A 13823-nucleotide genomic window follows, 5' to 3' on the forward strand; every position below is an offset into this window, starting at 1 on the left:
GTGCATGTGGATTGGAGCGAAGCATGCAATCACCGCCTAAATAGGATAGCTATATTATACCACATTAACGCGGTGAATAGATAAAGAAACCAAAAAAATAGCCTGTTGAGGTTAATCAACAGGCTGAGGACACCCGCCCGGGTGTCCTCTCTTTTTTTCGGGGTCCCGCAAAGTAAGTTGAACAAGCTTCGAAGCAGAGCCTCCACTTTGTAGGGTTATTGGCTCATGTTTTTCCCGATTCCGTGATACAATAGGAGTTGCCAACGTTTTCAAATTCGTTTAAGGCCCGGAGGTGACATCTTGGATAACCCGTGGATTCTCGATCCGCTGCAAATGACGCTGAGGCTGGTGCTGGCGCTTTTTCTCGGCGGGTTGGTCGGATTGGAGCGGGAGCAGAACAACCACCCGGCCGGATTTCGCACCCACATTCTTGTTTGTCTGGGCGCGGCCCTCATCATGCTGCTGTCCATGTACGGATTCGGGCAATTCGTCAACGAACCGAACGTGCGTCTCGACCCGGCGCGTCTGGCCGCCCAGGTCATTACGGGCATCGGATTTTTGGGTGCCGGAACGATCGTATTGAACGGCAGCTCCATTTCCGGACTGACGACGGCCGCTTCCTTGTGGGTCGTAGCCGCGATCGGTTTGGCTACCGGAGCCGGATTTTATTATTCCGCAATCGTAACGACGCTGTTCGTACTGATCATTCTGTGGATTCTAAACAAAGTCGAGAAAAAATGGCTGCGCGGGAAGCAATTGCGAACCGTCAGCATCGAGATGCCCGACCGTCCCGGCAACTTGGCGTCCATTACGTCCGTCTTGGCGGCGAGAGGCGCCGAAATCCGCAAGCTGGCCATCGTACAGCTGAATTCGTCCGATTACGGACAGGGGAACGTTCGAATCACTTTGTCCGTGAGACTCGGAAAGCCGGAGCTGCTACTTGCGGCAGCCGATGAAATCAAGCGGATGGACGCGGTATCCCATATTTCCATAGAGTAGAGGTTGAAGGGGATCCTACCCTTGACCTTTCATATGAAGGAGGAGTAGGAGACGATGGATGAATCGCAGCAACGAAGTCCCGAGCCGGGACCTTATGGGGACGACAATCGCAGCGACGGATTCGGGACACGCCCTGCACAGTCGCCGGAGCCTCCCCCGTGGGGAACGTTCGATCCGTACGCCGCCATGATGCCGAGAAAACGCAAATGGATCGCGGGAGTGCTATCGTTCTGCATACCGGGAACCGGTCATTTTTATCTTGGTTTGATGCAAAAAGGGTTGATGATCATGCTCCTCATCATCATGGACATTTTCGCGATCGTGCACTTCTCGATCAACATGTCCAGCATCCCGCTCATTACGCTTCTCGCTCTGTTCCTGCCGATTATTTATTTCTACAGCTTGTTCGATGCGCTGCTGTCGGTCGATAAAGTGAACGCTTACCGGTTCTCCCTGGCATCGTATTCAACCGGGAATTCCGATACGCGCCCGGACGATTCCGGCAAGCCGGGTTCCCCTTCCTATATCGGCTGGCTGCTTGTCGGAGTAGGCGGACTGTTCTTTGTGTTCAGCGCCAAGCCTGAATGGATCAGTATGCTGATGGATAAAATGGGGACTATGATCGGAGGGCTCGTGCTGATCGGAATCGGTATCGTTTTGTTTTTGCGCAATTCTTCCAAGCCCAAGTAAGAAGAGGAGCTCTACATGATCAGAGTCGGAAAAGCGACATCCGGTCTTATCCTGCTGGCAAGCGGCGTTGCCCTTCTGGCCGACTGGACGATGGACACGAACTATTTGGGCTACGCGGAGGAAGGTTGGCCCCTTATCTTTATTCTGCTCGGATTGGAATATTTATGGGTTAACTTTCGGTACGGCAATCGGGGAGAGCGTACCCGTCTCGATGTCGGCGTCGTGCTCATATCGGTGCTTGTATCGGCTTTGATTGCCGCTTATTCGCAGCATGGCTGGCCGCCGTCCAAATGGTTCCAAGATGTTCCCCGGAAGTCCTCTTCCGTTCTGCTTCATGAAAACGAAAGCCTCCGGCAGCGCTGAAACAGCGGAGCCGGAGGCTTTTACTTTTTACCGCATCTTCACATTTCCGGTGAAGACGCGGTTGCCGATCGACAGAACCGGGTCCGGCTGCCCCGTCCTCCACAATACGAGAGAAGCTACGGAGTCCTTGGTTGCCGGCGCAGTTTGTAAAAACAGCCGAACGACATACGTACCGTTATCCGAGCCGATCGCCGCACCCTGCACCCATAAAGCGGAATGATCGATGACAAGGAAATGAATGCTTTGCATTTCGAGCTTAACCCCGCTCGACTGGATGTGCAGACTGAGTCTCCCTTCCGGCGCAAGACCGCTGTCGTAGCCCAAATTCGCAACGACATGGATTTTGTTGTAGGTGCTTCCGGTAACCGTGGCGGACGGCGCGCTGGAGAACCAGCCGGATGCGGCTGCCGGGCCGCTTGTCGGGTCGTACACGGCGAACGAGACCGATTGAGTCGCTTGATTTCCGGCAAAATCGATCGCCGTGGCGGTTAACGAATGCAGCCCGAGCGACGTTACAGGCGTTCCCGAAGCGTAGGGCTGAGAGTCGTCCAATACGGCCGAAACGCTTTTGACGTCGCTAACCGCATCCGTTGCCGTGATGACGGGTGTCACCACCCCCGCATAACCGCGATTGTTCTCGACCCCGGAAATAGCGATGGAAGGTGCTTCGCGATCGGACAGCTTTATTTCCAGATAAGGTTTGAAATTGGCGTTCTCTCTGGAATTGAAATTGGTGGCAAGGCCCGATGCGACGTCCTGAACGATGGCTAGGCTCGCAAGCTTGTCGCCGGCTAACTGCGCCGCGATGTAATTGGTAATGTCGAACTTGCGCCATCCTTGCACATTGTCGACCCTTACGGTAGATAACGGGTCTTGGACGGCCGGCCGGTTATTGAACGTGATCCCTTTTTCCGTCCAGTTGTCGTCCGCTACCGCGCGTATCGTATTGTCCACCTCCGTACCGCCGGAATCGGCCGTAGCTCCGTACAGGTAAAGGGAGGCGGAGCTCATCTCGCCGGCAACGCCGCTGAGATCAAACTGCAGTAACGCTTCTCTATGGAAGCCCGGGCTGCTCTTCTTCACCGTCAAACTCGCGGCGGTTCCGTAATTGATATCGGCATAGTCGCCGTTTCTTACGAAAGCGTCCTTGACCGGGTATAGGATGGCGTGGAGCGGGTCGGTCGCTTGAAACGTAAGCGATGCAAATTTGAGATACCCGTCAAGCGTGACGACTGCCGTTACGCGGGCCGTTCCTTCGCCGACGGCCGTCACCCGACCGTCGCTGCCGACTGTAACGACGGTTGGGTTGCCCGACACGTATTCCACAGTCGCCCTGCCTGTATCTAACGGCGCTCCGTTCGTCATCGTACCCGATAGAAGAAGCTGAGCGCTTTGCCCGATCTTCAATTCCGTCCGGTCGGCCGAAAGGACCGCATTTTTCAAGACGGGTGGCTTGTTTTGTTCGGACGCCACCCGGTCGTAAATGCGCGCTTCGGTTATGCTGTTGAATAAGTTCTGCGAATTGCCGTGTCCGACGATTCGCACATACCGCGCGGACTGCTCGCCGGTTGCGTAATTTTCCAGTCCGGCTGTGCCGCCTGAACTGCTGCCGCCGAATACTTTCGTCCAGTTCGCTCCGTCTGCGGACATTTCGATGTCAAAGGTAGAGGTTCGATCCTTTCCCCGGTACCAGGCCAAAGAGACACTTCGTACCGTCCGGACGGAACCGAGATCATAGGCTATCCATTGCCCGTCTCCGAGAGCGGACCACCTCGTATCCAGGTCATCGTCGATCGTATTCGCCGGAACGTTCCCGTCGTCTCCGCTTGCCGTTACATGGGCAATAGGCAGTCCGGCTTGCCCGGCACTTGATTTGCCCGGAAAATGAACCGCATACCGGCTGCTCCCTGCACCGGACTTCGCCAAGTCGATCCATGTCGTTCCCGGCAATTGGTCCGCTTGCCGGATCGTGATCGAGACATTCGGATCGACTGCTGCAGCCGTCACGACCGGTACGGCGGAAGTCCCGGGAGGCAAGCTTGCCTCATACGTAAACGTTTCACCGTCAAAGCCCGCAAGCGGACTGCCGTCAACCGAAATGCCGCTTAGCAACGGTGGGACAGCGGCGCCGGTATGCCACTCGGATAACGGCTGCACCGCAGGCAGCGCCGTAGGCGGCGTTTCCCCTTCGCGCAGCGGAACCATCAGCACGGACAACCGCAAGTTCTGCACTTGCTGAATGTGGATGGCCAGCTTACGGATGCCCGCATTCGCATTTTGCCCCGGCGGATTTGGGGAAGAGGGCAGCGGCTGCGGATCCATCACCGTAAATTTCGCCTGAGATGGCGATAAAATACGGGCCCATAGCCTTTTCCCGTCTTTTCTCAGCATCGCCCAGCTTCCGTCCGGCGCAATCTCGTCGACTTCCGTGGAAGTATGCATGAACCACCAATAGTCGGACGGCGCCTTCGCGTACACTTCATCCTGCACGACCAATTGCCGGCGGTTATCGATGAGCCGGACGCCGCGTTCCACCTTGTGGGCGTTTTTCGCGTAGGCCGCGGTTAAATCGGTAACGGCGAGCGCCTCCTGCGGCGACGATTCGACCCGGCTCATCCCGACGAACGGCAGCGAATCCTGCTCCGGTCCCTGATCGGGATTGATGACGAGCACGTTCTGCCCTTCGGCGCGCATCCGGTAATAATTCCATCTTTGATTGCCGAAGTAGCCCGGCAAATTGTAGTCGTCGGCTCCCAATTCCTGCGCCCAACGCACGCCGAGCGCATCGAAGAGGAAGGTGCCGGCATCCAGGTTGTGATGGTTTTTCTGCTCGCTCGCTCCTTTGAAGCCGACGAACAGCGCATTCGGATCTTCCCAGCCGCTGCGGAATGTGACGGCCTCCAAGTTGCGGAAATATTTGTCCAGGTCGACCTGAGCGGCACGGGGACCCGCGTAGCTGTTCGGAACGTACCAGAGCAGATCGAGCGGCGACGGGTTATTATCGACTCGCTGCGTCTGCCACCAGCCGTACTCCGGCTTGCCGAACTGCTGTCCGAACCAATGCAGCGAGGGAGAATTCGGTACGGAAGAGCCGGCGTCCGCGAAGTTGAATATTTGATTGATCGGACTGGACATGAAAATCGGGAAATCGCCGTTCGACGGCAGTCCCGGACTTGACGACAAGCCGAAATCGGTACCGAGCGCCGTCTGGAGCGCCTTGAAATAAACGCCGATATATTGAATCGAATATTGCCAGTAGCCCGGGCCTTCATACCAGCCCCCGTCCGGAGCCCACTGGGGCAATGCTTTCGGCAAGGAAGTGAATCCCCGCTGCAGCAAATCCTCGGCCAGTCCCTTGATGTCCGGCTCATCTCCCAATGCCAGCGCGCCCATGCCGATCCCGCCATTGACCACGAAGTTCCAGTTGTTCGTCGTGTTCACCCAGAAATCGGGCCGATTATAACCCGTCATCGCCGGGGTAAATCCTTTCGTTACGATCGCATTGCGAAGGAACGTTCTACGCTCTTCCGTCCAATAATCGTAAAGCCAGTCGTAGCCGATCGCGAACGCGTGCGTCATTTCGGCGGTGTCCAAGAAATGGCTCGGGTTCCAGTCCTGGAAATTGCCTGCGGCAGCCAGCTCCGTCCAAGCCCGTTCCGCATAACGCGAATCGGACGTCAGACGATACTGCATGGCGAGAGCATAAATACGCTCCAGCACTTTGCGGCTGACGCTCAAGAGCCGTACCCCGTCCGGCAGCTCGTAATGGGAAGCCGGCTGGGTCAATATTTGGTCCACTTTGCCGGTTAGAATGCCGGCCCATCGAGCCAACCGGGAATCCGTGGCGATGCGTCCCTTCAGGGCGGCAAAGTCGGAAGCATTGGCGAGCAGACGCGGATGCTGGGAAGTAATCATGTCCGTAACGAGTACCTCCTTGTTTATTCGGGCATCGTCGAACCAGACGGTACCCGACGCATTCCATAGAAACAGTTCGAACAATATACGTGTGGCCCCTGCGGGAACCGTAACCTTCTGGGATATTTGCCCCCAATCCGCCGTCCCTTTGCGTGCGCCGGCGAAGGAGTCCGTTCCGATCTTCGTACCTGCGGAGTTAAAAAACTGGTACCGCAGCACGACGCCTTTGTCCGAGGAAACGATGTTATCCGTCTTCACCCAGACGCTGAGCCGGTAGCTTTGATTTTGCTCGACATTGACCGTCTGATTGAAGCTGCTGCGGGCCGTTGAAGCGGACTCGATGCGTATGGAGCGGGAGCCGGACTTGTAGACCGCGTTATCCGCGCTGTACATCGGCGTTCCGCTGGCAATCCATTTGTTCCAATTGGCGGGCAGGCCGTTCGCCGTATTCTCGAAATCGCCGTTGGCAAGCACATTGGTTCCTTCGGGTATGACTGTCTCCGCTTCGGCAAAACCGACAGGTATACAGCCGATCAACAGGCTGACGATGACAGCGATCGCGATTTGACGGCTTGAAAGCCGTTTTAGCTTCATCCATGGCATAAAGGCCATCACGAATAAATTCCCTCCCCAAGGTACGACTATCGGGCTGCCGCACGGATGCGGCAGCTCGAACAATCGCAAAAGTTAAGTTAAGCGCTTACTTGGCTGCGGCGGCCGCCTCCGTCTCCTCGATCTTTTTGTTGATTCTTTCCGCCGCTTCGCGAAGCGCCGTATTGGCGTCTTTGTTGTTGAAAATGACGTCGCGGAGGACGGTGTTGAATTCTCCTTGATAAGATCCGTTATATTTGTTTACCGAACCTGCCGGAGCGTATTTATCCGGTTGGAAAGCTTTAATATTTTTGCCGGCGTACATCGGATTGTTTTGACCGAATGTTTGTCGAAGCGCCTTGTTGTTCAGGGAGGTGAGGAATTTGCCTTCCTTTAGCTGCTGGGACTGGTATTCCTCGGTCGTCAAGTAAGCGATAATTTCAAAAGCCTGATCTTTATGCTTGCTCATCGAAGTGACATAGAAGTAGGTGGGGTATGCTTGCGGTCCTAAATCGGGTTTATCCTTGAGAACGGGGAAGGGGGCCAAATCCCAGTTCAAGTCTCCGATTTCCTTCGCGTTGTGCAAAGCGGTCATAGCCAGGAACATGGCGGCCGTTCTGTCTTTGAAAAACCGGTTGCGCTCGTTCGGCTCGGAAATTTGGTTGTTCTTGATGTGGGCGTAGCCGGGGAGCTTGTAGAAACGAACCAGATTGTCGACGAACGACTTCCATTTTTCGTCGGTATCCAAAGCGGCTTTTTTCGTTTCCGTCTTGACAAGGGGGGCCGATAATTGGTTCATAAAGGCCAAATGCCCGTAGGAGGAAGCGAATCCGGTGAAATTGACGCCGCCGTCGGAGCGGGTCAAGCTTTTCGTAAGCTCGAACATTTCGTCCCATGTAATTCCGCCTTTCGGATAAGGAACGCCGAATTTGTCGAAGATGTCTTTATTGTAGTAAATCGTGGAGGGTGGGACGTACACAGGCAGACCGTATATGCCGGTGCCGCCGGCAAGCTGCCTACCGGTGTCGACCATCGTCGGCTCGAGATGGTTTAGATTGTAGCTGTATTTTTTAATTTGCGGGGTGATGTCGTATTCGAGCTTGTTTTCCATCAGATGGGGCGGAGTCGCACCGATCGAAGCGAACATGATATCGATCGTTTGCCCTGCGGTGAGCAGCTCCGATACTTTGCCGCCGGCGATATACTTGATCGTAACATGCGGAAACTTCTTCATGATCGGCTGGCCGAACGTTTTCATGAAATCTTCTTCGGGCCAATCGGCGGGAAAGGGGAAAAACACGGATAACTCCACCGGATCTTTTTTGCTGACAGCGGGAGCTTCGTTTCCGGCCGCCGGTACGCCGTTTGTTTTTCCGCACGCGGTGACCGCGAGCACTGCACCAAGCAACATTACGCTAGCAAGCTTTTTGGACATAGGCTTACCTCCTCTTTCTACGGACACTCGTCGAATTGGAGCATCGTTTACAGTGCCAAATAGCCCCCAATCATCTATGATTTTTATTCGAAGACAGTATATCACGCTGCCGATTGTCTCCTGTTGCGGGAAAGTTGCACTGTATTGTACCCTTTATGAAAGCGGTTGCAGTATTTTTATTCCTGTTATATAATAACATTTACAATATTTTGAATTTGGTAAGGGGGCGAAATGACACGATGCATCACACTTTTACGCGCCTGCACATGAATTTCAAATTCAATTTGTATTTTATGGTTTATAAAACATGGGAGCATAAATACCCAGACGAATATTACCATTCCCATGAAGGCATGGAGTTTTTGTATATTCATGAAGGGGACGGACGACTCATCCTGAACGATCGGCTTTATTTGCTCAAACCGCGAACGCTCGTTTATTTCCAGCCCCATCAGGTTCACTTGGTCCGGTTCGAATTGCCGCGGTTAAGGTCGATCGTGAAAATCAATCTTTCGCTGCTGAAGCAATATTTGCCGCTGTTTCCCCATCTGACCGGATTCCTTACTTTACTCGAGAAAAACAGCACGGGCCAGCAAATATTCCAGTTGAGCCCGAAGCAGGACAGCGAGCTGACCGGCCAGCTCGGGATGATTCATTCTACTTTATCCACCGTTCCCGTCCACGAGCAGAAGGAGCAGTTTATTATATTTTGGATGCAGTTCATGGCGTATTTGAAAGCGCACGTTTTTGCGGAATTCGTCTCCGAACAACAAAATTTCAACCAGCGGCAATCGCATCATGTAGAGAAGATCGTCGCCTGGATCGAGCAGCATTATAAAGAGCCGTTCTGCCTGGAAAATTTGTCGGCCGATATTCATCTGTCCGACAGCTATATGTCCAATTTGTTCAGAAGCTACATGGGCAGTACGATTACCGAATTCATCATGCGCAGAAGACTGGACGAAGCCCGCCGTCTGCTTGCCACCACCTCGATGTCGGTCGATCAGGTAGGCAAACAATCCGGATTCCCGAACCCGGCTTATTTCAGCCGCTGCTTCAAGAAGCGGCACTCCGTCACCCCGCAGCAATTCCGGTCTGCCGCGACCGTTCACCGGGACACCCGTTTGTCGGGGAAAGCGCTTTTCGAGTGAACCGACCATCAGCGTACGAAACATGTATAACCGAGCCCGAGCAAATGGCTCGGTTATTTGCCGTTCTCCGCACCGCAAAGGCTCTCGCGGGACGTGACAGATGCCGGATTGATTGACAAACCTGTTCCCCCGAACGTACAATATATAGATAACATAACTCTTTTTGATCATGGTGGTGAGGAACATGACGTCACGATTCGAGCAAGCGTTGGACAAATTGAAAACGACCGGAGTTCGAATGACGCCTCAACGGCATGCGATTTTGGCTTATTTGCTGGATACGATGATGCACCCGACCGCCGACGATATTTATCGCGCTCTCGAAGACCGTTTTCCCAGCATGAGCGTCGCTACCGTCTATAATAATTTGAAAGTATTCATCGAAGCGGGGCTCGTCCGTGAATTGACCTACGGGGACGACTCCAGCCGGTTCGATTCCGATATGTCCGACCATTACCATGCGATCTGCGACAGCTGCGGCAAAATCGTCGATTTCGAATATCCGCCGCTGCAGGACGCGGAATGGAACGCCGCTAAGCAAACGGGCTTCCAAGTGAAAGGGCACCGTCTTGAAGTATACGGGCTTTGCCCGGATTGCGTTTCGACTGTCAAACATTAGTGAACCGTATGACGGTCCGTATCGTCGATATATGTAGTATAATGGACGTGTCTATCCGACCCGTCCTTTTCTACGTATTCGGGTAGGCGAAATTCGCATGTTCCTGATGAATCTGCCGCTTAAGGGCAGACCTTATGGGATGAAGGTGAGCGGGACAAGAAGGAGTGAAAGCATGGAGTCGTTAAACCCGCCTTCCGGACGTCCTAAGAGGCGTACCCGGATCGTTCTCCGGTTGTTCGTTTTTTTGCTCATAGCCGGCATGGCTGGTTTGTTGTCTTATTATTGGTTTTTGACGTATTATCCGAACAGCGAGCACGTGGAGCCCGACTATGGCGGTTTACGGAAGCCGGTATTTCACCGGGGGGTAATGCTGGATAAGGATGCGGTGGGGGAGAAGGAGAGCTTGAAGCTGCCGCTGGAGTTTATTAAGGAAAAAGCCGATCCTTCCATCGTGTATGAAAGCGCCAGCGATTCGGTGATCATTACGACAAAAGACAAAGTCGTTCGGATGAAAACGAACGTACTTACCGCCACGGTCAATGAAAAGCCGCTTCAATTGAAATTCCCGATCGTGAAGAACGGGAACGACTTGTACTTGCCGATCGAACCAGTCAAGCAATATTACGGTCTTGCCATTACGGAGGCCGCGGATACGGGGAATGTGATCGTGCATTTGCAGGGCGATAACATCCAATGGGGGAAAGCGGACGGGAATTCCAAAGGCGGAACTACGGCTATGCGGAGAAGCGCGGACATCAAATCTCCGATAGTGGCCGATTTACAGTCCGGCGAAGAGCTGATGATCTGGTCCGAGAGCAATCAATGGTATTATATACAGCGTAAAAACGGGACGGTTGGTTACGCCCGCAAAAAAGATGTCGTACTGGACCGGGTGGAAACGGTACCAACGCAACCCGATTCGAAGTCGTTCATTCCCTGGAAGCCGATCGGCGGCAAAATCAACATGACGTGGGAGCAAGTGACCACGAAAAATCCGGACACATCGAAAATTGGCGCAATGCCCGGTTTGAACGTCATCAGTCCGACATGGTTCCATTTGCTCGACGGCGAGGGCAATTTGAAAAATTTGGCCGATTCGGCTTACGTAAAATGGGCCCAATCGCAAAATTATCAAGTATGGGCGCTGTTCAGCAACGGCTTCGATCCGAAAATAACGACGGAAGCGCTGTCTACCTACGACAAGCGGATGAAGATGATCAAGCAATTGCTTGCTTTTGCTCAAATGTACAATTTGCAGGGCATCAACATCGATTTTGAGAACGTTAATTTGAAGGATAAGGCTAATTTGACGCAGTTCGTCCGGGAAATGACGCCTCTGCTGCACGAGCAGGGACTCGTCGTTTCGATGGACGTGACGACCAAGTCGACAAGCGAAAACTGGTCGATGTTTTATGACCGGCCCGCATTAAGCGAAACAGTCGACTATATGATGGTCATGACTTATGACGAGCATTGGGCTGCCAGTCCCGTGGCTGGATCGGTCGCTTCGCTGCCGTGGGTCGAGAAATCGATTATACAACTGCTGAATGAGGAGAAGGTTCCCGCATCCAAGCTCGTCCTCGGCGTTCCTTATTATACCCGTATTTGGACGGAACAAACGAAGAACGGCAAGAAGGAAGTATCCTCCAGAGCCGTGTTTATGGACACGATCCATAAGCTGATCAAAGACAAAGGGCTGAAGCCTGCGTTTTCGCAGGAAACGGGGCAAAATTATATCGAGTATACGGAAGACGGCAAACTGAACAAAGTTTGGATGGAAGACGAGACGTCGATGAAAGCTCGCGTTGAACTGATTAAAAAATACGATTTGGCAGGCATTGCATCGTGGCGCAGAGGCTACGAAACTCCGGAAATCTGGGATGTTATCAAGCAAACGTTGGAGAAAAGACCCTGATTTGCCCCCCAAAAGTGAAGCGGATCTTCGTAGCATATTCCGAGTACTTTAGGGGAGCCCCCGAACCAAAAGTGAAGTGGAGCTTTGCAAATCACAAAAAGCCTGACACCTCTTTTAGAAGGTTGTCAGGCTTTTTGTGTTAGACCTCTTCGCGTTATTGCTTGTCCGCGACTTCCATATCCGGAGGCGCATAGCGGGAATCGAACGTTAGTACGGTTCTGCAGAACATGCAGCGGTCCGTCTTGCCGAGCACTTTCGTCACCTTGCCGCATTCCGGGCATTCCAGCGCCACGGTGCTGGTCGACAGCATGCCGGCCCAGAAATAAACGGCCATACTGCCAAGCATCGAAATCATGCCGATCACCATGAAAATACCGGCTATAATTTTGCCGATTTGACCCCAATTAAATACGATGCCGGCCAAACCGACGATCATGAGCGCCATTCCGCCCATAGTCAGCAGCAGGCCCCATAAGCGAAATTCGTTAATTTTGCTCGATTTGAAAATCATTGTGGCGGTCCCTCTTTCTTTTTGTTTCCGGTCTTTGTCCCAGTTTGTCTATCAATTGTCAATTTTAGAGGCAGGAAACTGGACGATGACGTAGAAATACAATGTATGACAGAATGACTTAATACCGAAAGCCGGGGGGACGAATTGGAAGCGATCCGGAATTACGTAAGAGAGAAATACCGGCAAGATCCCGATACGATCAGCGTTTCTATCGTGCGGAGTCCCGCACCGTTCAGTCCGGTGGCCGATGGGCTTGATGTCGGTGTGCTGGTGATCATGCAATCGATTCATTCCGATTCCACTATCCATTATATAAAAGACGATATCCGTATACAAGAACGATGCCTGCATCCCGCTAAATTGGAACAATGGATTTTGAACGGCGGAAACCGAAATGTTATCCATTGGATTTTGCAAGGGGAGATTGTAATGGACCGTAATTTGTACTTGGAAAGTCTGCGTCACCGTCTGCTGGAGTTTCCCGAGAAGCTGCGAGCCAAGAAGCTGATCGTTGAATTCGATCATTTTTTGAAAAGCTTTTTGCAGAGCAAGCAGCATTTGATGGATGGTCATTTGCTGGACGCATACAGCAATATTTTGAACGCGCTCTGTCACTGGGCGCGAATCACCATCATTGAAGAGGGGATTCATCCGGAAGTTCTCGTATGGGCACAAGTCCGGAAAATCAATCCGGGGGTTTACAAGTTTTATGAGGAGCTGACTTCCAATCACGAATCATTGGAGAAGCGGATTCAGCTCGTAGTGTTGGCATGCGAGTTTTCCGTCATGTCCAAGATGGAAAGCTGCTGCTCCGTTTTGGTTGATGTGCTGCACAGCCGGGACGAAGCGTGGAGTTTGCAGGAACTGATGCAAGTTCCGCAGCTGGCCGAACTGCACCTGGATCTTTCCTTATTATTGAATAAGCTCTCGCGCAAATCGCTGATCCGTGAAGTAGTGCATTCGTCTGAATCGGCGGATACAATGCTGCTGCAATTGAAGTACACGGTATGACGTCTAGATGCACGCTAGCCTTCGGAGGCTTGGGCGACCGGTTCGCTTTCTCGAGACCCGGTTACCCGGGCCTTTTTTTGTTTTTCGATCACCTTCCAGGGCAAATTGGTTATGTCGGAAAGCTTATATTGTAAGAAGATATATTTTCGAATGTTCCGTGTTTTCAAACTTTTCGAAGGAGGGTTGACTTTGTTTGTCCGAATGTGATAAATTAATTTTCGCCGCTTCAACAAGCAAAGAAAATTTTCGAAGCAAAAAACAAATCGAAAAAAAGTACTTGCAAAGAAGTAGGCAGATGTGGTATATTAAAGAGGTCGCCGCAAAAGAGACAAACTTAACAAGTGAGTCGAAGCGATGACAAGCAATAAAGTATTTGCTCCTTGAAAACTGAACAACGAGCGTGCAAGTGAGGCTTCGCAAGAAGCCGAACAAGTCGAATTTTCGGTTGTGCAAACTCCGAAAGATTCGACACAAGTCAGTACGAATTGAGCTATCGGCTCATCTAATAAGCAACACCTTATTGGAGAGTTTGATCCTGGCTCAGGACGAACGCTGGCGGCGTGCCTAATACATGCAAGTCGAGCGAGGCCTTCGGGCCTAGCGGCGGACGGGTGAGTAACACG

The 13823-nt window shown here is 52.6% G+C and carries 10 protein-coding genes and 1 rRNA gene; 8 read left to right on the forward strand and 3 right to left on the reverse strand.

Features of this window, described 5'->3' with window-relative positions:
• Positions 1–300: 300 nt before the first annotated feature.
• The 3 genes from FE783_RS36590 to FE783_RS36600 are packed head-to-tail and all read left to right on the forward strand — an operon-like array spanning position 301 to position 2052.
• The gene (locus FE783_RS36590) at positions 301–999 is read left to right on the forward strand and encodes an MgtC/SapB family protein (protein WP_138884340.1); all 699 of its coding nucleotides are present in this window, start codon (positions 301–303) and stop codon (positions 997–999) included.
• A 54-nt stretch (positions 1000–1053) separates the two neighbouring features.
• Positions 1054–1689: a hypothetical protein gene (locus tag FE783_RS36595; protein ID WP_138884341.1), complete on the forward strand. Its 636-nt coding sequence runs from the start codon at positions 1054–1056 to the stop codon at positions 1687–1689.
• A gap of 15 nt (positions 1690–1704) precedes the next feature.
• A complete protein-coding gene (locus FE783_RS36600; RefSeq protein WP_138884342.1) occupies positions 1705–2052 on the forward strand; it encodes a hypothetical protein in 348 nt (115 codons plus the stop codon).
• Between the two features lie 27 nt (positions 2053–2079).
• Here the strand turns inward: FE783_RS36600 and FE783_RS36605 are convergent, their stop codons facing one another.
• Both FE783_RS36605 and FE783_RS36610 read right to left on the reverse strand, forming a co-directional pair.
• Positions 2080–6579 carry a CBM96 family carbohydrate-binding protein gene (locus FE783_RS36605; RefSeq protein ID WP_238403427.1) on the reverse strand — a complete coding sequence of 1500 codons (4500 nt, stop codon included), beginning with the start codon at positions 6577–6579 and terminating at the stop codon, positions 2080–2082.
• An 88-nt stretch (positions 6580–6667) separates the two neighbouring features.
• On the reverse strand, positions 6668–7993 hold the full coding sequence (locus tag FE783_RS36610) for an ABC transporter substrate-binding protein (RefSeq protein WP_138884344.1): 1326 nt from the start codon (positions 7991–7993) through the stop codon (positions 6668–6670).
• A gap of 239 nt (positions 7994–8232) precedes the next feature.
• Between FE783_RS36610 and FE783_RS36615 the strand changes: the two genes are divergently transcribed.
• From FE783_RS36615 to FE783_RS36625, 3 genes are all read left to right on the forward strand, one after another.
• The gene (locus FE783_RS36615; protein WP_158302248.1) at positions 8233–9144 is read left to right on the forward strand and encodes an AraC family transcriptional regulator; all 912 of its coding nucleotides are present in this window, start codon (positions 8233–8235) and stop codon (positions 9142–9144) included.
• Positions 9145–9328: 184 nt separating this feature from the next.
• Entirely contained in the window at positions 9329–9763 is a 435-nt protein-coding gene (perR, locus tag FE783_RS36620; RefSeq protein WP_138884346.1) for a peroxide-responsive transcriptional repressor PerR, read from the forward strand.
• 172 nt (positions 9764–9935) lie between these two features.
• Positions 9936–11678, forward strand: coding sequence for a glycosyl hydrolase family 18 protein (locus tag FE783_RS36625; protein ID WP_138884347.1), 1743 nt, complete (start codon positions 9936–9938; stop codon positions 11676–11678).
• A gap of 154 nt (positions 11679–11832) precedes the next feature.
• Here the strand turns inward: FE783_RS36625 and FE783_RS36630 are convergent, their stop codons facing one another.
• Positions 11833–12189, reverse strand: coding sequence for a DUF2614 family zinc ribbon-containing protein (locus tag FE783_RS36630; protein ID WP_138884348.1), 357 nt, complete (start codon positions 12187–12189; stop codon positions 11833–11835).
• 144 nt (positions 12190–12333) lie between these two features.
• On the opposite strand from FE783_RS36630, the gene FE783_RS36635 reads away from it, so the two are divergent.
• Positions 12334–13200 carry a nucleotidyltransferase-like protein gene (locus FE783_RS36635; RefSeq protein WP_138884349.1) on the forward strand — a complete coding sequence of 289 codons (867 nt, stop codon included), beginning with the start codon at positions 12334–12336 and terminating at the stop codon, positions 13198–13200.
• 517 nt (positions 13201–13717) lie between these two features.
• Positions 13718–13823 (forward strand): 16S ribosomal RNA (locus tag FE783_RS36640); the annotation flags it as partial.

The organism is Paenibacillus mesophilus (genome assembly GCF_005938385.1).
Lineage (GTDB): Bacteria > Bacillota > Bacilli > Paenibacillales > NBRC-103111 > Paenibacillus_AB > Paenibacillus_AB mesophilus.

Excerpts from the sequence above, each read along its gene's own strand:
- FE783_RS36595 (WP_138884341.1), top strand. The coding sequence starts at position 1,054 with ATGGATGAATCGCAGCAACGAAGTCCCGAGCCGGGACCTTATGGGGAC.
- FE783_RS36600 (WP_138884342.1), top strand. The coding sequence starts at position 1,705 with ATGATCAGAGTCGGAAAAGCGACATCCGGTCTTATCCTGCTGGCAAGC.
- FE783_RS36605 (WP_238403427.1), bottom strand. The coding sequence starts at position 6,579 with ATGGCCTTTATGCCATGGATGAAGCTAAAACGGCTTTCAAGCCGTCAA.
- FE783_RS36610 (WP_138884344.1), bottom strand. The coding sequence starts at position 7,993 with ATGTCCAAAAAGCTTGCTAGCGTAATGTTGCTTGGTGCAGTGCTCGCG.
- FE783_RS36615 (WP_158302248.1), top strand. The coding sequence starts at position 8,233 with ATGCATCACACTTTTACGCGCCTGCACATGAATTTCAAATTCAATTTG.
- perR (WP_138884346.1), top strand. The coding sequence starts at position 9,329 with ATGACGTCACGATTCGAGCAAGCGTTGGACAAATTGAAAACGACCGGA.
- FE783_RS36625 (WP_138884347.1), top strand. The coding sequence starts at position 9,936 with ATGGAGTCGTTAAACCCGCCTTCCGGACGTCCTAAGAGGCGTACCCGG.
- FE783_RS36630 (WP_138884348.1), bottom strand. The coding sequence starts at position 12,189 with ATGATTTTCAAATCGAGCAAAATTAACGAATTTCGCTTATGGGGCCTG.